We start from the raw sequence: 22,712 nt of genomic DNA on the forward strand, positions 1-22,712 counted from the left end.
GTTCTAATCCATCCTTAATCTACCGTTGTTATGTCGTTATTCATTGTACAGGATTAGGCAGATGAATCCAATCGTGAGGCGTATTAAGCTTGCGTCTTCAATAGTTTACGAATTCGGATCAGGCGCAAGCTGAATCCATTCATCTTCTCTATAGTAGTAGATATGCTCCTCCGGATTGTCCTTAAATCGGACAACAACAGGATACATCGGCATTTTACTACGGCGAGCTGTGATACTTGTGATCGTCTGCTCATCTATTCCTTTTTCAACCGTTAAATACGTCCTCAACTCATCCTCAAGTTGCTTCATATCACTCTTATAGGACCCATACCATGCCAAAGAAGCAATGATCACGAGTGTTACTAGAACCAATGAGGTCTTTAGTAATTTCATCTCTATTCACCCGACTCTTTTAATTTTTCTTCTTTTAATTCTCGAATTCATCCATTTCAAAGCGATCATATAATCTGTACGGATTCCATTAATCCTTACCGCTCGCTGATACAAGACACATGGAATATATTTTACCGGAAAGAACCATTTCAACTATCCGTCTATGGACCTGATTCAAATGCATGCCATTGATATTAAACATATTTGTAGCACACAGTATGCCTCGAACTCAACTTTAGCAATCCGGAACACCAGACTTTATATCAATGGGTCTTTGCTACCAATCCGAATCAATCACTCGTCAATATGTTATTATCTGAATTTAGTCCGATATTCTCATGGTCTCCCTAAATTGTTTTGTTATGATGATTAATAAAAGTATTTACATCAATGGATCAAGAGAAAGGGTGTCGCTTCTTCATGTTTATTATTCAATTACTGGTTACGCTCGTACTTTTGAGTGGTTCAGGCAATGCAGATTATGCCTCATCTACAAACCTAGAGAACACATCATTACACACGCGAACTGCTTCGCCTGAACTTGTATTAGAATCCGGTTTGAAGCCTTTCCGGTCGGAATTAACATACAAAGATCTTAAGCCAGATTACAATGCATTCGAGCAGGCCGCGAGCAATCTTAGTGATAAACTTTTTGAAAACACATCATCACCGATCTTATCTAAAGCTGGGGATACGGGCATATTCGAATACGGTGGACAGCTGAAATTGTTAAAAACAGTTTCTCTAGATCAAAGTATTGCAGTTGGACCATTAACTATTCATCTGATGGATGTCCAATTACTAGAGGCTAATGATATTCCCGAGGACACCCGCAAAAACATTTCGGTTCTCAATCAACAGGATATCGCTTCTAAAATGACTTATATCAAAATCCTATACAGTGTCGAAAATACAACGGATCAAAATATCGGATTTTACGGTCTGAATTCTGTTCATCTGAACACGGGCAACCCTACTTCAGCAGATCGTAATTTCATGAGGAAACCTTATATCTATCATCAATATAATGGTGTAGTCATGGATAATATAGCGGCTGGTTTCGTGTACACTGGTGATCCCGACAAACTGGAATCCATCGAACTGGTTTTTAACAAGATCTATGACTATGACACGGGAAAAACAATTGTAGAGCCGACTTCATTGACGATCCCATTCGAAACTAAAGATTAACATTGAATCTGCGCTGTCCCACTACTCCATATATTCCTTATCCGCAATAACAACATATAAATAAAACAAGCCCCGGTGAAATATCTGCGAATCATCTGCAGCGTTCAACCAGGGTTTGTTGTTGGATCAAAAAATTAGTTACCACTCTTTCCGCCTAATTAGCTGGCTTCTTGCAATCCTACCTCATCTCGTAAAATCATGCTGCCCAATGGTCAGCAGTGTGGGCCTGCTCTTACTCCACTCGGACGTGGCAATCTTCGGATTGTAATAAAATAGCGCACCATGCGTTGGGTCGGCACCATTGAGAGCTTGACGGGCAGCCTTGAACGAGGTTGCGGTTGGCTTCAGATTAAACTGACCATCGTCTACAGCTGTGAACTGACCTTTTTGGAAAATGACTTCGGAGATGGATGACGGGAATTCTCCCGATTGCACCCGATTTAAGACAACTGCCCCTACAGCGACCTGTCCTTCAAAAGATTCCCCGCGCGCTTCCCCATGGATCAACTTCGCCAGTTGACGCAGCGTTTCACCTTCGGCTTTAACCTTTTGGTTCAGCCTGTTCAGCGTCACAGGCCCTGCTACACCATCGGCGCTCAGCCCCTGCGCTTGTTGGAACTCGCGAACAGCGCTTTGGGTAATCGAACCATAATAACCTGTTACTCCAGCGTCAAAATACCCGAGCTCACTTAATTGCTCCTGCAATTGCACCACGTGTTCACTGCGAATGCCCTGCTCCAGCTTCTGGGCTCCAGCCGAAGGCGCGGCAACAGTAAGTCCAAGCGTCATTGCACAGGCGCCAAGAAGCATACTCACTCGTCCTGCTCTCTTGCCATTTTTTCTGCCCCTGCGATGGGTGACTTTACGACTCACGGTGATAGGCTCCATATCTTCTGCACTCGGGCGCTGATCATGAAGTTCAACCTTTCTTCCATTGATCTCCAACTTAGCTTCTTTATCGGAGATGCCGATGGCGCTTGTCATCTTAAGTTCATATACATCTTGCCTCTCTTTTGCAGGAGTAAGATCGATCACGCTCCATCCACCGTAAGCACGTTCCATCTCACTCACTTTCACGTTGCCATTATAACTGTTGTGCACCTCTCTTATCCCTGCCTCTTCATCAACTCGCACCATTTCGTACACGCTATGCTGTTCACTCGTCATATGCATTTCGCTCATTGTATTCTTCTTATTCGTCATTTCCTTAACCTCCATTTTTCTGAATCCAGTTATACGGCTTCCCCCTGAATCCTCTCGGATGGACATCCCGAGTGTCATTATAGGATATCAAAAATTGCCCGTCTATCGGACCGATGGAGCATGAAAAAATGAGTCCTGCACATATCAAAAAGAGGCATGAGCCCATGGTCGTATCAGGGTCACACCTCTTCTTATATCAACCTTGTACCGCTAATTCAGCCTCCACTTCCGTAGGCAAACAGACCCGCACAAAAGTTGCGCTAAAATTTTCTCACCATTACTCGGCGAGTTCCTGCCCTTTCGTTTCCCGGCCCCAGAACAGCACAGCAGCTGCTCCAATGAGAATTGTCACGAAGAAAATGGTGAAAATCAGGCTGATTGGAACTGCCTTCTGAACAAGCATACCTACCATAAATGGTGCAAGTACGCCGCCGATCCGGCCTACCGATGTAGCCAGTCCAACGCCTGTGGAACGCACGGATGTTGGATACAATTCCGGGCTGTACGCGTAGAGTCCGCCCCACGCGCCCAGATTGAAGAACGATAGGCAGATTCCGGCAGCCAAAATCGTTGCTTCCGTCGTAGCCAGTCCAAAGGCGATCGCGCTAATCGCGGTCAGTGTCAGATATACGACAAGTACGAACTTCCGGCCAAAGCGTTCAATGAAATACGCCGCGGTGAAGTAACCTGGCAGCTGTGCAATCGTCATGATTAGCACGTATTGAAAGCTTTTCACCAATGTAAAACCTTTCGCCATCACAACCGAAGGCAGCCACAAGAACATACCATAATAAGAGAAAATAACGGTAAACCACAAAATCCACAGCATTAATGTTGTTCGGCGATGCGGTGCAGACCAGACCGTGGCAACCTTCTCGCGGAACGTGATTTTTTGCAATTTCGTGTGGTTCTTATACCTTGGAGGATCTTGAATGGCACGACGTAGATACAGCGCGTAGAACGCCGGAAGCGCACCGATCGCAAAGGCAATTCTCCACCCATACTCGGGGATAACAAAATTGGCAATGAGCGCCGATACGATCCAGCCCCCTGCCCAGAAGCTTTCTAACAAAACAACTGCACGTCCACGTTCCGCTGTAGGCATCGATTCCGATACCAGCGTAGATGCCACGGGCAACTCACCGCCAAGACCAATACCCGCAACCAGACGCAGTGCACACAATACCGCAAACCCGGTAGCGAGTGCAGATAGACCGCTTGCAATGGTGAAGATCAACAGTGTCCACATCAGAATAGCTTTTCGTCCAAAACGGTCTGCAAGTGCACCTGCGAGCAAGGCACCGAGGGCCATACCGATCGAGTTTATACTCGTCAGCACACCGACTTGTCCGGGACTAAGACTCCACTCCTTCGCGAGTGCAGCTACGATGAATGAGATCATGCCGACCTCCATTGCATCAAACAGCCAGCTCATACCGGCACTGAACAGCAGCTTGCGCTGCTTGGGATTCCGCAACACTTCCAATTTACTCATCAGATTATAGCTCCCTTGATCTCTATGTAGTCATCCTGACACTAAACCATTATTATGCAGAATGAACCAGAAATCAATGTAAAATACGAGGTGACGTCAATTTACAACGAATATAAAACGAATTCGATTTTGCGAACAATCTTTCAGTCTCCTTCTCGCCCCTCAACCCTTAAGCGAACCTGCGGTTAGACCTGCGACAAAATAACGCTGAAGCAACAAGAACAGCACAATCATCGGGATCGCTGTCACAAGAACGCCGGTCAGCATCATCGGATAATTCGTCACGTACTCCCCGCGGAATTGCATCAGGGCAAGTGGCAAGGTCAGTTTGGACTTACTGGTAAGCATAAGCATCGGAATGAGCAAGTCATTCCACACCATCACCAGCAGGAACGTTGCGGTTGCCGCCAGTGAAGGTGCCGCCAGAGGCAGAGCGATCCGGGTAAAGAGTCTCCACTCGTTTGCCCCATCCATACTACCTGCTTCCAAAATTTCCGAATTCAACATACGCATGAAACCCGTCAGCATAAACACGGAGACCGGCATCAACATCGCAGCTGATACGATAATCAAACCCGTCAGACTATCCGACCATCCGAGCGTACGTGTGAGGGAATAGATCGGCAACATGCTGACCTGAGACGGCACGATCAAACCTGCTACAAATAGGGCAAACACAATTTTGCCTACGCTGCCGCCCCAGCGGACAATGGCATAAGCAATCATGCTGCTGAGCAGCAGCTCAATCGCTACTGTACCCAGTGTCACAATCAGACTGTTTCCGAAGTATTGCCACATCGGCTGATTACGGAACAAACCCGTCACATTATCCCACGTAAACGGGTCCGGCCAGCTGAATGGACTGGTGAAGAAGTTGCTGCTTGTTTTGAACGAAGATACAAATACAAAATACAGCGGCACGAGGATCAGCAGTGCGTACACAAACAGAATCAGCCGATTGAACCATTTGAAAACCATATAATTTCCCTCCTTCCTCTCAACCTCACACTTAAAATTCATCCTTCACATTCAAAAATCAAATTACTTCGCATTCCTCGAACACGCTCTCGATACTTAACCGTGACTCTTTCTCATACTCTTGTATACATTCTTGACTTGCCATTCTCGCCGCTAACGATTACGAAAAGAAGCCATCATCTATCCGTTAATAGCTCACCCGGTCGGCACGTAGCGCCTTGAACTGTAATAGCGTCAGCAGCGCGAGCAGCACCAGGAAGATCATCGAACCCGCAGATGCCAGACCAAATGAATAACTGCCGAAAGCCGTATGATAAATATAGGTGGTCAAAATTTCAGTGGCGTAGTTCGGGCCTCCGTCCGTCATCGTGAAAATGAGGTCAAAGGCCTTGAACGACTGTATAGTCGTATAGGCTACCACAATCGTTGCGGATGGAGCCAGCAGCGGCCAGGTCACGGTACGGAATACCTGCCATTTGCTGCCGCCGTCCATGCGTGCCGCTTCGTACAGTTCTACTGGAATGCCTTGCAGACCGGCGATAAACACAATCATCATCTGTCCTGCGTGAGCCCAAACCTGCACCGCAGCGATGGAGAAGATCGCAATCTTCGGATCACCGATCCAATTACGAGCAATACTGCCCATGCCCGCCTCGTTTAATCCGTAATTGATCAGTCCAATGGACGGGTCATACATGAACGCCCAGATCAGACCAACGGATACCGACGACAGAATCGCGGGCAGGAAATACAACGCGCGAAGCACCACTTTGGTCTTGGTATTACGAACCAAAAGCAGAGCTAGAACAAGTGAAATAAAGGTTTGTGCGATGACAACCGTTAACATAAACTCCACGTTGTTCCCAAAAGCTTTGCGAAATACGATGCTGCTGAGACTGTCCTTGTAATTATCCAGCCCTACAAATGCATACGACGGGGATACCCCGTCCCAATCCGTAAAGGAGTAGAACAGCCCCGTCAATGTAGGAAATACGAACAATCCAACGTACAGCAGCAATCCAGGTAACAGAAACAGGGATAGCTGAATACGGTTTTTCATCGTTTATTTCCCGATATGCTGATCAATGATCGCTTGTGCTTGCTGTGCGGCTTCTTCTGGAGAAGTACCGCTTAGCACGGCCTGAATGGAGTTGGTTACCGCCTTCTGGTTGTCTCCGTTCAGGATGGTGAACCGTGGCTGGAACACGGTCTTTTTGTTCGCCCATTCTCCCGCAACCTGAAGCTCAGGTGTATCATACTTCACGTCATTCACCGTTACATTTTGTCCTGTCTGGTTGGCGTATGCGCCAGCTACATCCGGTTTGCTCAGGAATTCAAGGAATTTCTTCGCTTCTTCCGGGTGTTTCGATTTGCTGTTTACCGCAAGCATGAATGTGGTCGTGTGCACCCCTTCATACTTGGCTTGGTCCGCACTTACCGTAATCGGTGCGAGCAACTTTTGCTCCAGATTCGGGTTTTGCTGTTTGTTCTGAGCAAGTTGATACGATCCACTTGCAAGCATCGCTGCTTTTTCCTGAATAAACAGTGCGCCTGCTGCCGGGTCTTTCGTACCCAGTGCATCTTGCTGGAAGTACCCTTTATCGTTCAGTTCCTTGATTTGCGTCAACGTTTTCACCCAGAATTCATCTGTCAGTTTGGCTTCGCCCGCTTCGACTTTGGTAAAAATGTCGTCACTCGGCGCATTGTTCATTACCATCGTATTCATGAATTGGCCCGGACCAATGTCCGCACCGGCAAAGGCAATCGGAATGATGCCATTATCTTTCAGCTTCTGGCACAATGCCAGGAAGCCTTCCCAATCCTTCGGTGGTGTCAGACCGTACTTTTCAAACAGTTTGACGTTATAGATTGGATCGTTATATACGAGTTGGTACGGAATGGCATATTGTTTGCCATCATGCTGCCCAGCTTCGATCAGCTTCGGATTGTAGGCCGACAGGAACGATGATCCCGTCAGATCGGTAAACAATCCAGCTTTGCTGAACGCTTGGAACTGAGCACCCGGGAAAGACGCAAACACATCCCCTGTGGAGCCGTCGCTGATTTTGGATTGCACGGTGGATTGGTATTGATCCGATGGGAGCGTCTGCATCTCCACATGAATGTTCGGATTTTCTTTTTCAAATGCGTCAATCGTCTTGTTGAATGCTTCGGAATCCTCGCCGCGCCAGTGCATGAAGCTAATGGTCACTTTACCTGAACCTGAGGAGCCGTTCTCGCCGGATGATGCGCTATCTCCACCGCCGCAAGCGGACAGCAGGATGGACATCACCAGCATACTGACAAGCGGCAGGATCATTTTTTTACTTTTTCTCATGAAAGACGACCTCCTAAGGATAATAAACGTAAGTTAAACGACTAAATTTACACTGAACACTACGTATTCATAACAATCTTCCAATCGCTGTTACCCCCGGATTTTTTCAATTTTAATATAAGGAGAAATCCGGGGATAAAGGCGAGCGCTACGCTTTTCCAGATTTGTTTTGAATACTTCGTTATCGTGTAAAAACACGTTTAACTTATTTAGTGGGCAGTAAAATTGAATGCTGTTTCTGTCTTGTTTTCCATTTTTCGCGGATGATCGGCATTACCGTTTTGCCGAAGATTTCGGCCTCTTCCAAGTGCGGATAACCGGACAAAATGAAAGTCGTTACGCCCAGGTCTCCGTATTCCATCAACCGTTCTGCCACCTGCTCTGCTGTACCCACGATGAGGATGGCTCCCCCGGAGCGTACGACCGACAAACCTGTCCACAGGTTCGGCCCAACCACAAACTGCTGTTTCTCGGACAATTCACGGAGCTCATTCTGTCTGCGCTGGTTGGTGGCATCCGTCTCGGCAAATGCAACTTTGGCCTTTTCAATCGCTTCTGGCGGCACTTTGCTGATGATCTCCCATGCTGCAGCCCATGCCTCTTCTTCGGTATCCCGAATGAGCACCTGTGCACGCATGCCATAACGGAGCTGACGATCTTGTCCCGTCTCCTCTTTCACCTGCTCCCGAATGACTTCGATCTCTTCGATCTGCTCCTGAATCCAGTCATGCGGCTCACCCCACATCAGGAACGTATCCGCATGTTCAACCGCCACTCGCTTCGCAATCGGAGAACTTCCTCCAAGATAGAATGGTGGATATGGCTTCTGTACCGTCTCAGGCATACCTACCGGACCTTTGAAGTTGTAATATTGGCCGTTGAATTCGGGATTCGATTCGCTGGATGCATCTGCACCTGATTGTGCACCACTTCCGGCGAATTCCGTCAGATTCAAGCCTGTCGACTGTGTCCACGAACGCTTCATGACTTCCATATACTCGCTTGCGCGAACATACCGTTCATCATGCGCATGTGCCAGCGGATCACCGAGTTCTTCCAGATCTCGAACCGAACTGCCTGTAACTACGTTAATCATGGCACGACCACCAGAGAGCTGATCCAGTGCCGCACCCATGCGAGCCGCGAGTACGGGTGTCACCAGACCTGGGCGAATCGCTACAAGGGGACGCAATGTCTTGGTGTGACTCATTACCGCCGAGCCGACCACCCATGCGTCCAGACAGGCTCCCCCTGTCGGAATCAGTACAAATTCGAATCCGGCCGTCTCTGCCGTCTGTGCCACCTGCACCAGATAATCCAGACTTGGCTCACGTTCCGGCTCTACACCTACATACTTCCCATCTCCAGCCGTTGGTAAAAACCATCCAAACTTCATGTCTTCTTGTTCGCTCACCATCGTCATTCCCTTCTATGGATAAATAAAGTCTCATGTTAAAAATAAGATTGGTGTCGTGCAACATGGCCGTTCTGGGTGCGAATCGTTCTTTCGCCCGCTGTTATCTCCAGATTTTTTTTGATTCCCTTTTCCAAAGGGAAAATCCGGAGATAAAGGCGAACACTACGTTTCTTCAGAATCGATTTCGTCCCCTCCACTACGTTCGCACTCGTTAAACCCCACTTTTAAAGTGCGCCTAATTTCTAATTATTTTGTAAAGTATACATCCAAATGCCGATTAATTAACTTGGTTTAATAGGTATGGACATCATATCAATTGATTTGTCTGTGATCAATGTCATTTCGCGGCAATTTATTTTTATCATTTTGTGGTCGTTTTTCGAATTCAGGTTTACCTGATCTTGAATTTATATAAAACCCACCTGTATAATGGGTTATAAATGAACCTTTTAGATGCCATCGACGATACTTATATAATAAAGAGGTGTTCCTGGTGACCGAGCTTGAGCGCATGAAGGAGGACCACCACGAGTTTTTGGATATTCTATTCTTCACTCCGTCTGAATTTGAGAGAGCCAGCGGTGCCTGGCCGTTACGCATTGGTCGTAACATTGCTAAAAGTAACTATCACATTGGTCCTCGTACTACGCCTTATCATTATTTGTTATTTGTACTGGAGGGTGAGGGTACCTTCATTCAGAACGGACAGCGGTATTCCCTGCGAGCCAGAGATGCCTTCTGTTTGTTTCCGCATGTGACGCATGAGTACTGGACTGATCCAGAGCAACCATTGCAAAAAATATTTATTGCCTTTGACGGAGCATATGCCGCTGAACTGCTCTCCCGAATTGGCTTAAGTTCTGACAACCCGTACCGTTCAGGTGTACTCACACCCGAAACAGCTAGCAACATGCGTTCATTTATGGAAGACGTTCGTAAACCGCAGGACAGTGCCAGTGATTTGGGGCGACTGATCCGGTTTCTCGGCCTTTTCGACCGCATTGCGCGTTCTCCGGCGACCAAAGACTTGCAACCGGATGTAGCCACCCCCTGGCTTCAGAAAGGTAAAGAGTACATTGAACTTCATTTCGCAGGCGGCATTTCGGTGGAGGGTGTGTCTGCCCATGCAGGCGTGGATCGAACCCACTTTGCCAAACAGTTTCGCAAAGCCTACGGCTTGTCCCCAGTGCAATATATTCAGCAACTCAAAATGAATCAAGCCAAGCTTCTGCTCGTGCAGACCACGCTCAGCTTAACGGAGGTGGCTCATTCCGTAGGTTATCCGGATTTATTTTCGTTCTCCAAAGCTTTTAAAAAGCAAGTCGGTCTACCTCCCAACCGTTACCGAACAACATCAACGGAACAGAAGAGAGATTAATTGAGCTGGTTAAGAGAACCGGCGCTAACGAAGCGCTTTCCTGTTCTCAAGCACTAAAATAACCTGAATAAGGCAAGCCCCTCGCTCAGCGAACGGGACTTGCCTTATTCAGGTTTCCATATTAAATGAGTTAGAATCAGCATCTGCTGTCTCTGACGAATCGAATTTTTTTCATATATCACAAGTTAAAGTACCAAAAAAAAGATCTTGCGCTTCTTAAAACTTACTCCCAACATATGTAACTTATGTACCGGTTCTTACGTTAATCCTAATGAATATATCAAAGGAGTGGTTGATCATGCGTCTTTCCAAGTTTCTAGTGGTGACTGTACTAACTTTGGCTATGGCTGGTTTTGGTTCCTCCATAAACGCTGCTTCTTCCCCCGCCTCAGGCTCAACTGTGAACATCAAATCCAATGTGTTGGATGAAAAATCATTTACAGGTCTGATTATTAAAGGGCACACCTACGTTGATCTCGACGGATTTGTGAGTTGCCTTCCGTTCCAGATCAATTCCAAAGCGTTATCTTTCCAATCGGAGACTAAAACGTTCAGAGTTCTCAATGAAGATTTTGCAATTCCTACCCCACTATTGCAGTTCAAAGTTGGAAGTGATACGTTCCAGCACAATGACGAGCCGTTTCAAATGAACAGCTCTGTTCTTTTGATTCAAAACCGCATTTATTTTCCGCTAAAAGATATCGTTTCGATTTACGACATTAACGTTTCTTATGACTCGCAGACGAAAACGGTTCAAGTTAGTAAAGAATAGAGGCAGACTAAACCTTTTTTAGAAAGGTAGGATATTGCCAATACGAGAACAACGGGAACAAGTGGAGACTCCTTTTATCTAATCGGAGACTCCAGATGTATAGGATTATCGCTCGTGTAACTGTACTGTTCAATGTGCCCGCCCTTGAAAAGACCGTAATGATACTTATCATTAGGCTGGTCAGCGAATGTTACGGAAGCACCGTAAGGAGCCTCTGAGCTTGTGAAGGAATAGTTACCTGTTATATCTATAATTTCCTCAGGTGAATACCCTTTTTGTTGAATTAAGTAGGCCCTTACTTTCTCTTCAGCATCATTCATTTTGATCGGATTACCAAATAAACTCAAGTAGCCCCATCCTGATAGGATTACAACAAGCGCAAGGATAGAAAACAAACTGATTTTTACTTTTTTTGTCATAAAACAACCTCCATTACACTTCTACATTCTGTATGTAATATAAAAATCCCTTCTGAGCTGCAAAGCAGCAGGAACCAAAGCCTGCTGCTTTGCTCAGAAGGGATCATTAACTTAACGTTGAAACTTGTACTATTTCGTATGTGATTCCTCTTTCTTCTCCTCGGTCTTGCGGGCAAGCGGAATGCCGTTTTGCTTCGCATACCACGCCTCATAATGGTGCACAGCCACACCTGCAAACGATGAATGTGAGGCACCGAGTTCAAACACCTTCTGCATCTCTTCGTCCATGTTGCTGATTGGTTTGCGGAAAAAGGTCAGGTGATCTCCCTCGTGTGTATCCGCGAGTTCTGCTCCAATCCAGACCTTCTTGCCCAGATCATCGGCTTCAGCCAGCTCTTCCTTGGACAGATCGTACATCTGCTGCCCGCTGTCCCGATATGCCATAATGGCCACCGCATCAAAACGGGAGATGACCCAGCGACTGAACGTCTCCTTGCCTCCAGCAGACTGCCGGGCATCCAGCCAGAATGGAATCGCTGCACTCATATACAGTCCTGCAGCCTTTCCGGCTTCCGTCCAGACCTCCATATTGTTCTGCCATTCGGCAATGACACTACTCTCCTCGTTCTCCCAGCGTTTTAACTGGTATGGCTCGACATCGAGCTGAATGCCCGTAAAACGTTCATTCTTCGCCGAGGAAGAATTGTATGTCCGCACGCGTTCAATAAAAGCAAGTCCTTCTGCCCGCTTTTCCCGATACGCCCAGTCGGCATGACCATTCAGCGCGTGTACTTCGATCTCGGCATTGGTCGCAGCCGCAATGAACTTGCGATAAGCCGCATCGGGCACCTCATCCTGAACTTGCAGGAAAATGGTATCCACGCCCTGTTCCTTGGAGAACGCGATAATCTCAGGTGTCTGCTTCGTAATGATCGACGTATCCCACAGCCAGGTCGCCTTGTGTTCCTCATGCGAAAACCATTTGAACAGCCAGGACAGGAGCAGCAGGCAGAACACCACAGCCACAATAGCCCATTTAGCCTTACCTGCCCACTTGCCCTGTATCCTCATCAGTCGCCTCAGACGAGAACCGCTTCACTTGGCTCCAGCACGGGATGCTGTACCGAATGACCGATCTTGTAGATGTGGGAGTGATTGTACGTACGGAATGCATTACGTGTATCCAGAATCGGTACACCCAGTTCCGCAATATCATAATAAGGCAAGTCGCTGTGGTTGGTGATCAGCACGATGCAATCATACGTTTTGAACTGCTCCAGGTTAAAGGCTTGGCTATGCACAGTTACGCCATGTTTGTCCTTGAAGGATTCGGCATGCGGGTCATAATAGTTAACGTTGGCGCCGCTTTCCTTGAACAGCTCGTATACTTCCAGTCCTGGTGATTCACGCAGATCAGCAATGTTCGGTTTGTACGACATGCCGAGCAGGAGAATGTTTGATTTGCGAACAGACTTTGCGTATTCATTCAGGATCGTTGACGTTTTATTCAGTACATAGTACGGCATATTGTCATTGGTGGATTGCGCCAGTTCAATAAATTTGCTGTAAAAACGGAATCCTTTGGCCTTCCACGACAGATACATCGGGTCGAGCGGGATGCAGTGTCCGCCAATGCCTGGTCCTGGATAGAATGGCATGAAGCCAAACGGTTTTGTTGCAGCCGCGTCAATAACCTCCCAAATATCGATGCCCATGCGGTCACACATCATTGCCATTTCATTCACGAAGGCAATGTTGACACTGCGGAATGTGTTTTCCAGCAATTTGGACATTTCCGCTACTTTAGGTGAAGATACCGGAACTACAGTCTCTACATATTTGCTGTACAGCGCCGTGCCTAGTTTCAGACAAGCTTCAGTTGTACCGCCGATGACTTTCGGTGTATTAAATGTAGTGAAACGACCGTTGGATGGGTCCACTCGCTCAGGTGAGAAGCACAGGAAATAGTCTTTGCCCGCTTCATGCCCAATCTTGTCCAGCTCTTGCTCGATTAACTCTTCCGTTGTACCTGGATACGTCGTGCTTTCCAGTGTGATTAACATGCCTGGTTTCATATGCAGCTTAATCTGATCAACAACCGTCTCGATGTAAGAGGTATCCGGGTCCTGGTTTTCGCTGAGCGGCGTCGGTACGCAAATACTCAGTGCATCAATGACACGCAGCATGCTGTAGTCTGTTGTTGGCTGAAAACGGCCGCTTTGCATCACTTTTTTCAATTCGTCGGACGAAATATCGTGAATATAGGAATCTCCATTGTAGATGCTGTCGACTTTGGAAGCATCCAGGTCGATGCCAATGACGGTAAACCCTTGGTTGACCATCTCCACCGCAAGGGGAAGGCCGACGTAACCGAGGCCGACAACGCCCAGTACTGCTTCTTTATTTTCGATCGCGTTCAGTAAAGTGTGAAATTGTTGATTCTCCATGATATTCCCTCCGCGCAATATATTTGATGTTTAAGTGTAAAAAATAGTCCAAATCATATAGATGTGGTTGTAACTGTACTCGTTGTTACTTTAATTCTGCTCATCTGTTAGTGCAGGCAGCGTCTGATCCGGGCGTCCAGCTCCACAGGAGAGAACGGCTTGGTCATATAGTCGTCTACCCCGCTGCTAAAGCATTGGCTGATCGTCTGCTCCACCCGCTGTTCCGTCAACACGACGATTTTAGGCGGCTGCTCCATCTCCAACTTCTGGATGTGGTGAATGAATGGGAGCCCATCGATGCCATACAGATTCAGCTCGGTCAGCACCAGGTCAGGTGTCACTTTCTCGATTAGGTCTAGTGCAGCGAGTCCATCCACCGCTTCGTAGGTTTCGTATCCTTGCATTTTTAAACGCAGCTGCAAAAATTCACGAACCGTCGGATCATTATCTACGATCAAAATCCGTTCCGGGTCATCCGCTGTGTGTTCCAGCGTATAGATATGAATTTCTGATGAATCCACAAGCTTCGAAGATTCGGCCATATGCTGAATCGTTGCCTTCGAAGGGCGCTCCCCTGGTGGGAAACTGGCCAGTGTGATCTGCGGATCAGCACCAGGAGCACGCTCTTGCAACTCATGCTTGATGCGAAGTCCTTCATAGTGAACCTCATCGAGCGTAAGTCCTGGAAGCAGGACAGCAATGGTCTGTGTATGACTATCTTGCCATACCTGGAACGACGTATATCCCGCCTGCTCCAGATGTGTCCTGACCTGTTGCTCCGGCTGAACCTGACCTGCACAGTGAATGAACATTAAGCCACAAGCTTCGGCACCCGTTTCCTTCAATCCCTGTTCTACATTGCGGTACACATTAACGGCAGCCTCACGCTGCAATGTCGCCGTATTTGGCATGTTCTTTTCCACCCTTCTCCTTCATGATCTATACAAGTTCAACAAGTCGTTTACACGAATGCTAAGGTGACAGAACAATCTTCCAATCACTGTTATCCCCGGATTTTTTTGATCCCCTTTTCTCAAGGGGAAAATCCGGTGATAAAGGTGAAGATTATGCTTCCGATGCAGCTTTCTTTCAGAAAGCTTTTAGCTTCGCTTTTTCAGATTTTTTCTGTCCTCTCCGTCATCGTGTAAAAATGGAGTTGAACATCTATACTGTTTTTACTGTACTACTTAAGCCGCTTTGCTCGTGTCCTTGGACTCCTCAGACCAGCTTTGGCGGGTCATCGTGCCCCATGAATTGTTGTTTTGCAAAAACTGAATGTGTCCCTGCAATCTCCACAGCACGCCGAGTTGATGATATCCCACAAATTTCAGGACAGAGTAGACAAGCATTTTGACTAAATCGGACAGCTTGTTATACCGTTTGAACGCAATCTCCTCTAGAATCAATGCCCCTACACTCAGCAAATATCCACTCACAAAGTTCAGCAATCCAAAGAGAACGAGGATCGGCCACTGGGTCATGTCCAGAAACACATAACCAGCCAAAGCGATCAGTCCGGTAATGCGGAAGTACGGATTCAGTGCTTCAAAAATGACGTTATACGGCATGGTAATCATACCCATCACCTTATATTTCGGGTTGAACAGCATGCCGCGATTCTCCAGCATGTTTTTCAGATTCCCGCGGCCCCAGCGCTTGCGCTGACTGGACAAAATGCGGTAGGAATCTGGTGCTTGCGTCCAGCACACCGCTTCAGGACAGAAGGCGACGCGGTATTTGAGTTTATTTTCTAACATATAACGGTGAAGTTTGATAATGATGTTCATATCCTCACCTGGATAACCATCGCGGTATCCACCTACCGCAATGACCGCATCCTTACGGAACATACCGAATGCGCCTGAGACGATAATCAGACCGTTCATGTGGCTCCAGCCGATCCGCCCGCCGAGGAAAGCTTTCAAATACTCGATAGATTGGAACATCGGCCAAATCTTGCGCGGCAAAGATACGTCCTGGACCGCACCGTTTTCGATTTTGCAGCCGTTGGCAATCCGCACATCCCCACCAATCGCAACAGTCTCTTCCGGATTCTCCATATACATGCGTGCCATGCGGATCAAAGCGTCTTTCTCCAAAAGTGAATCCGCATCAATGGAAGAGATCAGTGGATAGTGGGACAAATTGATCCCTGCATTGAGGGAATCGGCCTTACCCCCATTTTCCTTGTCGATGACATAAAGATCTGGGAAATCCGGGTTATGATAGATGCCGCGAATCTTCTGACAGGAGATTTTTCCGCGAATCTGCGTATTCGGCACCGGCTTCAGCCGGTATTCTTCCAATAACACCTTCAAGGTGGAGTCGCTCGAACCATCATTAATGACAATGACTTCATATGTTGGATAGTTCAGTGTCATGAGACAGTTTACATTTTCAATAATCGTCAATTCCTCATTGTACGCGGGCACCAGCAGGGAAACCGAAGGAACCAGTTCAGAGCCGGATAACGTGTTGTACTTGGAGTAATGTGACCTCCGGAAGATCGTCCAGATGTTACGAAATGATAAGGCCAGTATGGAAAAATAAAGCGTATTAACAAAAACCACATAATAGATGGCGACCATACCGTAGATGAGTAATAAATCTCTAAGCAGTGTAATCCCCTCCTACTGTTGCAACGCCTGTGCGTTTCTTGGTTGTACGGTTTTCGCCGCCGTGAACCGGGCCAAAATAACGTTCGTACAGCAGTCTTTTTTTGTTATGCGCAATCATCTGCTCTACCGCCTTGTCGTCAGCTCTCGATTGCTGCATCGTGCTCTCAATCTGCTGCATGGCAATCTCGCGCTCCGCACCCGTTCCTTGCACCGCTGCTTGGCACAAAGCTTCAAAACCGGGTTCGCCCAGCTTACTCAAGCTTTCTGCACTGTTGTAGCGGACTCTCCAGTCTTCGTCACGGAGTGCCTTACGCAGCAACGGAATGCTACCAGATGCATGCTTCGAGCCAAGCGCTTGTACCACTTCCGCCCGGACTTCCGGATCGGTATCCTGAATCAGCTTCAGAATCGTCTCATCCTTGAGCGCCGGACTTGCACTGAGATACAGCTTCACCGCTTCGGCACGTACATCCTGATGCTCTGCTCCAACAAGTCTATGGAGTGCAGGCATGACTTCTGGCACCGCTTGTCCCCACATCGCCACAAGTCCGACTTTGACAAAATCAGGATTGCGATCCTCCAGCAGCTCAAGCAGAATGCGGCTTGTATCCAGATTAGCTTCCAGCAGAATATCCGCGGCCAGATGATGAATCGATTTTCCTTTGGTCAAAAGCAGTGCAAGCATGTCTTTCAGCTCGCCATGCCGGGTTGTGCATCTCGCAATCGAACGGCCAATCATGATGGCCATCGGTCCCGGCTTCTCATCCTTTAGAAGTTCCATTAAACCCGGAACCGCTTCGGGACAGCGCATGCCTCCGAGGCGATATGCTGCATCGATCTGACGTCCGTAACGCAGACGGCCCAGCTCTTTCAGATCGTGTTCGACGAATCCGGCCTCGCGGCACAGTTCGATCAGCTTGTCACGATACTCTCCCTTGAACTGGTCAATCCATTCAATCAGCTTGTCCTGAACAACCCGGCGTTCTAGCGGGGCCAACTTGCCTGGCGGCAGCTTGAGCGGACTATTCTCCGTCAACGCGGTCTGCAAATACGTGAAATAGTCTCGTTGCTTCATTTCATACATAGCGGTTTTGCGTCGTTTGCCGTTGTGGGACATTTTCATGGCAAACAGAACGATGACGCCTACAATCACAAGTGCAATGCAGGCGATCAAAAACCAATAGGCCAAAGCTAAACTCTGGAACATGTGAAAAAGTCCTCCTTTTATACTCGCTTATGATGTTCTATGCTGTTGGTTCCATCAAGGGATTGGCTAATTTAGCCCACCTATATCCCTTGCTAAATCTTATTTATTCAATCTGAAAACTAGGCATTTTTTCGTAACTCTGCCGCATTTTCTCATAACTTAACTTTAGTCTTTCGCTATATTCGACCTGCTCCCAAGGTTTCCAGCGGTAGACGGGTAAAGTTTTCAAATCCAGCGTGGATTGCTCGCCTCCAGGCCAGGATATCTGTTTCGTGGAACGATCCGTCAACCACGGAACCAGCGTGATACCTTCAACGGTAGTTGTAGAAAACTTCCTGCCGTTTTTCAGTGGTCCGTATTCGATCGCCTGCAAGGAGCTCGGATCGCCGAAACCAAGCAACATCCACGGAATTCGCATCTCCACCTGATTGCCGTTATACTGCCAAGCTGTTAACGAATCGCTGTCTGCCTGTCCTGGAGCTGTCGTGCCTCGCTTTAACGTTCCCACGTTCTCAGCCATGAATGGATGCGCTGAGCGGGTATCCGGCGGGGTCATCTTCAGACTGACAGCCAGTTCCCACGGATGGAACGGATCGGTCGACTTGAGTTGCTCCTCTGGAATCATGTTATATCCGTCCTTGCCGTACAGACGCTGGTTAAAATCATAATCCTTGGCAATCCGTACCTGGGACTCGTTATCCTTACCCAATGTGATGACCGTTTCCAGTCCATCACTTAGCGTTTTTCCTGGCAACATGCTGCTTGGTTGACTGCCTCCGGCAAGGGTATCTGTTCCAAAGCGAAGTACAGTCTTTTCCGGGTCAAATGGCTGATCCAGCGTCAGTCCTACATACAGATAAGCTTCATCATGGGTCATCTTCATCTCCTGAATACCATTCACTTGTCCCTGCCAGACCGTGACTTCTTCATCCTGCAGCTTGTCCCAATCATCCAGCTTGCCATCAATCGTCAGCTGTTCCTGTTTCCCTGGATCCATGGCTAGCAAACCAAACATCTTTTCGTTGGTTAACACGTTTAGCCAGTAGGCTCGGCGATCGGCCGGAATTTCCAGCGGCATCGTGTTCCAGGTCTTTTTAAACCACTCATCCTGCCACATAAACAGAATTGCTCCTGCGTAGCCTTCATCATAGATATCCTGCGTAAGCGAAGCATCGATGTCCCCCTGCTGTACCTCGTTATGCCCGCCTTGATTTCGACCGCCCATGCCCAGATGAGAAATACCAAGCGAGGACGGCACACCATACTCTGTAATCATTACAGGCATATCGGAAAACTCGGCTTTTAGCTTTTGCAGATAGCTTTTGTACGTGTTGTACTCGCCCTTTTCATCCTTGATGGTTTGCAGTGTCTTATCAATGTGGAACAGATCCGGGTAATACGGGTACACGTGGTAGGCAGCAAAATAACCTCCATCCCATGCTTCCGGCTTAATATGCCGTGCATCCACACTAACCAGATCCTCTTCATAGAGCGGCTCGCCTGGATGATCCAGCACATCGGTTGTGACCCAGTTGGTAAACGTCATTGGATGTTCCCATCCATACTTTTTCTCCTGAACCGCCGTGTAGTCCAGCAGCTCTGCTAACCAATTTTCAAACGGTGATGCTTCTGCACTCCCGGAAAAGTGAACGCCTTTGTACTGCGGCACGTCCGCATGCACCTTGTTGGTGTTATCCACCATCCCCGGATCCCACTCGGTACCTACATGCCAAGCCATCAAGTATTTCCCGGCATTGGTTCTGTACTTGCCGCTGGACTCCCCATTCTTGGCAGGAATGTCTGCATCGCCATATACGGCGGATACCGCTTTTTCAATCTCCTGCTTGAACCTCTGTTCAATATGATCGGCATAGGCATCCTGCTTCTCAATCAATTCTTCCTCAGGTGACCATATGCCTTGTATAAAATATAACGGTTGCTCCCGGCCACGATTATAATCGACCAGTGCGGAGTAAAAAATGGGCTGGTGGACGGTATAGACCCGAATCACATTCGCGCCCAAATCCTGAATCTGCTTAAACCAGCGCAGGTAATCCTCCTCCGTGAGCGGAAACTCTCCGGGATAATGTCCCGGCGAAGTTGCCCCCAGGTTCACCCCTTTGACGAACATTTCCTTCCATGTTCCATCTGGCCCGTATTGCATGAACCGCTCTCCATCGGTCTTGAATTTCATTTCTGTGCCGTTCTCCGCTGTATACGTAACAAGCTTTGGCTGCATGTAATGCCATCCGGCAAATATTCCGCCAGTCACCACCAAAGCGCCTGTCAAAGCTGTCAGTAACCAGCGTCTTCGTCGTTGTCTGCTCATGACTTCTGATTGCTCACCTCTCTAGTATGCATCCTGCTTCCCTATAGATCAGGTTCATGCACTGCACAAACCCATGCAGGAAACATACGATCATTCCGCTTCGGATGTCCGCTTGGTAGAGATGTCAGCGGTGTAGTTCTCACTATAGCGCTAAGCCTCTGCATTGTAACTAGGCTGATGGAAGCAAACATGATATGGAACGTTCTGCCCATACTCAGCCAGTTGCGCCATCCGCCAGCACACCAAGGCAACGATTCCGTTTGCGGTCTTTTTACATTCATGATCTGCCGAAAAGCACAGATGAATGCACTGCTTATCCTGCACATCTTCACGTAATATTGTTATGTGCAACGCGGATGCAGGCACTCTTCCCCCGAAAAACATATACCCCATTAAACGCGAGTAACATTTTAAAGTTGCGCGTTTTTTACAGTATTAACCATAAAGATTACAAAATTGATACTATAGTCCGATAACGCATCACTGACAATCCGCGTCCTATCAAGGTTTTCTGAAAAGTGCTGAAAATGAAAAAAGGACATCAGTCCCCCTATCTAGGACTCTGTCCATTAACGACCCTTTTACAAAAATCAAAATGAACTACCGGTCATCACCCGGAGGTCACAGATCTCTCACATTAAATGTAAAAAGCCACATCTTATTTCCTATTTCAAGCCTCTAGTCTGCCCAGCGTATAATTGTGTCCAATTTGCAAAATAATTCCGGTTGCCGCATTTTGAATTGTCCTTTATGCTTATAAAACAAGAACACTTGTTCCATACTGTAAATAAACTGTAAATAAACAGCTCTCTGCACGGATTAGACGACAGGAGCAACATCAAGAATTGCAGATAAGGAGAGGAAACATCATGCCCCGCCAAGACAGACGCGTCATCATGCTGGCAGACTGCCAGTCATTCTATGCCAGTGTGGAGAAGTCTGCACATCCCGAGTACAAGGATCGCCCTCTCGTTGTAGCTGGTGATCCGGCGAGGCGCTCGGGTATCATTCTGGCAGCGTGTCCTCTCGCCAAGTCCTATGGTATTACAACTGCAGAACGACTGGGAGAGGCGCTTGCCAAATGTCCAGATGTTGTCGTTATTCGCCCAAGAATGGCCGAATACATCCGCGTATCCCTTCATATTACACGTATTCTTCAGTCCTATACCGATCTGGTGGAGCCCTACAGCATCGACGAGCAATTTCTCGATGTCACGGGAAGCCTCGATCTGTTCGGCAGTCCCGAAACGATTGCACGCAGCATTCAATCCAAAGTGATGGAAGAAACAGGCGTTTACATCCGGATCGGCATTAGCGATACCAAGGTCGTCAGCAAAATGGCTTGTGACCTGTATGCCAAAAAGGTTCCCGGAGGCATTTACACCCTGCCACGTAAGGATATGCCCTCCACGATCTGGGAAAAACCTGTACGCGATATGTTCATGGTTGGTTCACGCATGGCACAGCATCTCTACAAAATGGGCGTTCATACGATTGGGGATTTGGCGAATACACCGCTATCCCGGCTCAAGGAGCGCTGGGGTATAAATGGTGAAGTGTTATGGCGTATCGCCCGTGGCATAGATGATTCTCCGGTAAAACCCGGAACCTACACGCACCAGCAACAGGGCATCGGACATCAGATGACGCTACCACGGGATTACGAGACTTGGGAAGAGATTAAGGTTGTGTTGCTGGAGCTTGCAGAACTAGTCAGCCGACGTTCCCGGGACAAATCACTCATGGGGCATGTCGTTTCGGTCGGGTGTCGAGGACAGGATTACGACCGGCCAACCGGTTTCTCCCGTCAGATGAAGGTGAATGAACCGACCAATATCACAGATGAAGTATATGATGCGGCGGCAGCTCTGTTCCTGCGCCATTGGGACGGATTACCCATAAGGCGCATCCATGTGTCGCTGAGCGGACTTGTACCCGATTCAGAAGTACAACTGTCCTGGTTTGACGACCGCGAACGCAAGAGAGAACTGGAGCGAGCCACGGATGATATCAAGCGCAAGTTCGGAGATACCGCCATTATGCGTGCATCGTCCCTTTGCTCGTCCGCTCAGGCGCAGGATCGTTCTCATAAAATTGGAGGTCACTATAAATGAGTAAAAAATTGCAGCAAAACGGACTTTTTGAATCCTCACGCATGATGCTTCCCGAACATCGGGAGGCCTATATTCTTCATCAGGAACAGCTCTCCCCTCGCACTCGTCCCTCCCTGGATGCCCAGGCCGCAGATGAAATGTCCCGTTTGCTGAGCAACTCCATGGTACTTGGCGACCGCATTACGATTACGCTGTTCCACGAGCATGATGACGTTTCTTATACCGGACGTGTGCTCAGATTGGATCTCCCTGCCCGTACACTCAGACTGCGAACCGATGACGGGAATCGGGATCTTCAGATGAATCTCATTACAGGCGTGACTCCAGCAGGTGAATGGATGGATGAATAGAAATGTGAGTCGTATAGCAAAATGAGCATTTCTTCACATATGGACATGGTGAGAACTCCTTGA

20 protein-coding genes are annotated in these 22,712 nt (G+C 47.8%); 5 read left to right on the forward strand and 15 right to left on the reverse strand.

Annotated features, from left to right (window positions below; translation table 11 throughout):
- Positions 1-105: 105 nt before the first annotated feature.
- The gene (locus EC604_RS00775) at positions 106-393 is read right to left on the reverse strand and encodes a DUF3139 domain-containing protein (protein ID WP_123062325.1); all 288 of its coding nucleotides are present in this window, start codon (positions 391-393) and stop codon (positions 106-108) included.
- 420 nt (positions 394-813) lie between these two features.
- Between EC604_RS00775 and EC604_RS00780 the strand changes: the two genes are divergently transcribed.
- Entirely contained in the window at positions 814-1,584 is a 771-nt protein-coding gene (locus EC604_RS00780) for a hypothetical protein (protein WP_123062326.1), read from the forward strand.
- Positions 1,585-1,767: 183 nt separating this feature from the next.
- Here the strand turns inward: EC604_RS00780 and EC604_RS30940 are convergent, their stop codons facing one another.
- The 6 genes from EC604_RS30940 to EC604_RS00810 form a co-directional block, all read right to left on the reverse strand.
- A complete protein-coding gene (locus EC604_RS30940; RefSeq protein ID WP_123062824.1) occupies positions 1,768-2,394 on the reverse strand; it encodes a cell wall hydrolase in 627 nt (208 codons plus the stop codon).
- 670 nt (positions 2,395-3,064) lie between these two features.
- The gene (locus EC604_RS00790) at positions 3,065-4,282 is read right to left on the reverse strand and encodes an MFS transporter (RefSeq protein WP_123062327.1); all 1,218 of its coding nucleotides are present in this window, start codon (positions 4,280-4,282) and stop codon (positions 3,065-3,067) included.
- Positions 4,283-4,444: 162 nt separating this feature from the next.
- Positions 4,445-5,260 carry a carbohydrate ABC transporter permease gene (locus EC604_RS00795; RefSeq protein ID WP_123062328.1) on the reverse strand — a complete coding sequence of 272 codons (816 nt, stop codon included), beginning with the start codon at positions 5,258-5,260 and terminating at the stop codon, positions 4,445-4,447.
- A 187-nt stretch (positions 5,261-5,447) separates the two neighbouring features.
- Entirely contained in the window at positions 5,448-6,320 is an 873-nt protein-coding gene (locus EC604_RS00800; RefSeq protein WP_192895037.1) for a carbohydrate ABC transporter permease, read from the reverse strand.
- A 3-nt stretch (positions 6,321-6,323) separates the two neighbouring features.
- Positions 6,324-7,598, reverse strand: a complete 1,275-nt coding sequence (locus EC604_RS00805; RefSeq protein ID WP_123062329.1) for an ABC transporter substrate-binding protein — start codon at positions 7,596-7,598, stop codon at positions 6,324-6,326.
- A gap of 205 nt (positions 7,599-7,803) precedes the next feature.
- Positions 7,804-9,015: an LLM class flavin-dependent oxidoreductase gene (locus EC604_RS00810; protein ID WP_429349918.1), complete on the reverse strand. Its 1,212-nt coding sequence runs from the start codon at positions 9,013-9,015 to the stop codon at positions 7,804-7,806.
- Positions 9,016-9,508: 493 nt separating this feature from the next.
- On the opposite strand from EC604_RS00810, the gene EC604_RS00815 reads away from it, so the two are divergent.
- Both EC604_RS00815 and EC604_RS00820 read left to right on the forward strand, forming a co-directional pair.
- Positions 9,509-10,393, forward strand: a complete 885-nt coding sequence (locus EC604_RS00815) for an AraC family transcriptional regulator (RefSeq protein ID WP_240036592.1) — start codon at positions 9,509-9,511, stop codon at positions 10,391-10,393.
- Between the two features lie 298 nt (positions 10,394-10,691).
- Positions 10,692-11,165, forward strand: a complete 474-nt coding sequence (locus EC604_RS00820) for a stalk domain-containing protein (protein ID WP_161556825.1) — start codon at positions 10,692-10,694, stop codon at positions 11,163-11,165.
- Positions 11,166-11,239: 74 nt separating this feature from the next.
- On the opposite strand, the gene EC604_RS00825 is transcribed toward EC604_RS00820, so the two are convergent.
- From EC604_RS00825 to EC604_RS29685, 8 genes are all read right to left on the reverse strand, one after another.
- The gene (locus EC604_RS00825; protein WP_123062332.1) at positions 11,240-11,584 is read right to left on the reverse strand and encodes a DUF3139 domain-containing protein; all 345 of its coding nucleotides are present in this window, start codon (positions 11,582-11,584) and stop codon (positions 11,240-11,242) included.
- Positions 11,585-11,713: 129 nt separating this feature from the next.
- Entirely contained in the window at positions 11,714-12,655 is a 942-nt protein-coding gene (locus EC604_RS00830; protein WP_123062333.1) for a hypothetical protein, read from the reverse strand.
- A gap of 8 nt (positions 12,656-12,663) precedes the next feature.
- Positions 12,664-14,031: a nucleotide sugar dehydrogenase gene (locus tag EC604_RS00835; protein WP_123062334.1), complete on the reverse strand. Its 1,368-nt coding sequence runs from the start codon at positions 14,029-14,031 to the stop codon at positions 12,664-12,666.
- A 107-nt stretch (positions 14,032-14,138) separates the two neighbouring features.
- Positions 14,139-14,942 carry a response regulator transcription factor gene (locus EC604_RS00840; protein WP_123062335.1) on the reverse strand — a complete coding sequence of 268 codons (804 nt, stop codon included), beginning with the start codon at positions 14,940-14,942 and terminating at the stop codon, positions 14,139-14,141.
- A 276-nt stretch (positions 14,943-15,218) separates the two neighbouring features.
- Positions 15,219-16,619: a glycosyltransferase family 2 protein gene (locus tag EC604_RS00845; protein WP_192895038.1), complete on the reverse strand. Its 1,401-nt coding sequence runs from the start codon at positions 16,617-16,619 to the stop codon at positions 15,219-15,221.
- A gap of 22 nt (positions 16,620-16,641) precedes the next feature.
- Entirely contained in the window at positions 16,642-17,856 is a 1,215-nt protein-coding gene (locus EC604_RS00850; RefSeq protein WP_123062336.1) for a HEAT repeat domain-containing protein, read from the reverse strand.
- 103 nt (positions 17,857-17,959) lie between these two features.
- Positions 17,960-20,185, reverse strand: coding sequence for a hypothetical protein (locus EC604_RS00855; protein ID WP_123062337.1), 2,226 nt, complete (start codon positions 20,183-20,185; stop codon positions 17,960-17,962).
- 41 nt (positions 20,186-20,226) lie between these two features.
- On the reverse strand, positions 20,227-20,466 hold the full coding sequence (locus EC604_RS29685) for a hypothetical protein (protein ID WP_151458029.1): 240 nt from the start codon (positions 20,464-20,466) through the stop codon (positions 20,227-20,229).
- A gap of 588 nt (positions 20,467-21,054) precedes the next feature.
- Here EC604_RS29685 and EC604_RS00860 point away from each other — a divergent pair.
- Positions 21,055-22,299 carry a DNA polymerase IV gene (locus EC604_RS00860; RefSeq protein ID WP_123062338.1) on the forward strand — a complete coding sequence of 415 codons (1,245 nt, stop codon included), beginning with the start codon at positions 21,055-21,057 and terminating at the stop codon, positions 22,297-22,299.
- Positions 22,296-22,649, forward strand: coding sequence for a YolD-like family protein (locus EC604_RS00865; RefSeq protein WP_123062339.1), 354 nt, complete (start codon positions 22,296-22,298; stop codon positions 22,647-22,649). Before EC604_RS00860 ends, EC604_RS00865 begins: the two co-directional genes overlap by 4 nt.
- The last annotated feature ends 63 nt before the right edge of the window (positions 22,650-22,712 follow it).

The sequence above is a fragment of the Paenibacillus amylolyticus genome (assembly GCF_003719335.1).
Lineage (GTDB): Bacteria > Bacillota > Bacilli > Paenibacillales > Paenibacillaceae > Paenibacillus > Paenibacillus amylolyticus_D.

Excerpts from the sequence above, each read along its gene's own strand:
- EC604_RS00860 (WP_123062338.1), top strand. The coding sequence starts at position 21,055 with ATGCCCCGCCAAGACAGACGCGTCATCATGCTGGCAGACTGCCAGTCA.
- EC604_RS00830 (WP_123062333.1), bottom strand. The coding sequence starts at position 12,655 with ATGAGGATACAGGGCAAGTGGGCAGGTAAGGCTAAATGGGCTATTGTG.
- EC604_RS00795 (WP_123062328.1), bottom strand. The coding sequence starts at position 5,260 with ATGGTTTTCAAATGGTTCAATCGGCTGATTCTGTTTGTGTACGCACTG.
- EC604_RS00865 (WP_123062339.1), top strand. The coding sequence starts at position 22,296 with ATGAGTAAAAAATTGCAGCAAAACGGACTTTTTGAATCCTCACGCATG.
- EC604_RS00825 (WP_123062332.1), bottom strand. The coding sequence starts at position 11,584 with ATGACAAAAAAAGTAAAAATCAGTTTGTTTTCTATCCTTGCGCTTGTT.
- EC604_RS00855 (WP_123062337.1), bottom strand. The coding sequence starts at position 20,185 with ATGAGCAGACAACGACGAAGACGCTGGTTACTGACAGCTTTGACAGGC.
- EC604_RS30940 (WP_123062824.1), bottom strand. The coding sequence starts at position 2,394 with ATGCTTCTTGGCGCCTGTGCAATGACGCTTGGACTTACTGTTGCCGCG.
- EC604_RS00845 (WP_192895038.1), bottom strand. The coding sequence starts at position 16,619 with ATGGTCGCCATCTATTATGTGGTTTTTGTTAATACGCTTTATTTTTCC.
- EC604_RS00800 (WP_192895037.1), bottom strand. The coding sequence starts at position 6,320 with ATGAAAAACCGTATTCAGCTATCCCTGTTTCTGTTACCTGGATTGCTG.
- EC604_RS29685 (WP_151458029.1), bottom strand. The coding sequence starts at position 20,466 with ATGAATGTAAAAAGACCGCAAACGGAATCGTTGCCTTGGTGTGCTGGC.
- EC604_RS00835 (WP_123062334.1), bottom strand. The coding sequence starts at position 14,031 with ATGGAGAATCAACAATTTCACACTTTACTGAACGCGATCGAAAATAAA.
- EC604_RS00780 (WP_123062326.1), top strand. The coding sequence starts at position 814 with ATGTTTATTATTCAATTACTGGTTACGCTCGTACTTTTGAGTGGTTCA.
- EC604_RS00820 (WP_161556825.1), top strand. The coding sequence starts at position 10,692 with ATGCGTCTTTCCAAGTTTCTAGTGGTGACTGTACTAACTTTGGCTATG.
- EC604_RS00790 (WP_123062327.1), bottom strand. The coding sequence starts at position 4,282 with ATGAGTAAATTGGAAGTGTTGCGGAATCCCAAGCAGCGCAAGCTGCTG.
- EC604_RS00840 (WP_123062335.1), bottom strand. The coding sequence starts at position 14,942 with ATGCCAAATACGGCGACATTGCAGCGTGAGGCTGCCGTTAATGTGTAC.
- EC604_RS00805 (WP_123062329.1), bottom strand. The coding sequence starts at position 7,598 with ATGAGAAAAAGTAAAAAAATGATCCTGCCGCTTGTCAGTATGCTGGTG.
- EC604_RS00775 (WP_123062325.1), bottom strand. The coding sequence starts at position 393 with ATGAAATTACTAAAGACCTCATTGGTTCTAGTAACACTCGTGATCATT.
- EC604_RS00850 (WP_123062336.1), bottom strand. The coding sequence starts at position 17,856 with ATGTTCCAGAGTTTAGCTTTGGCCTATTGGTTTTTGATCGCCTGCATT.
- EC604_RS00810 (WP_429349918.1), bottom strand. The coding sequence starts at position 9,015 with ATGGTGAGCGAACAAGAAGACATGAAGTTTGGATGGTTTTTACCAACG.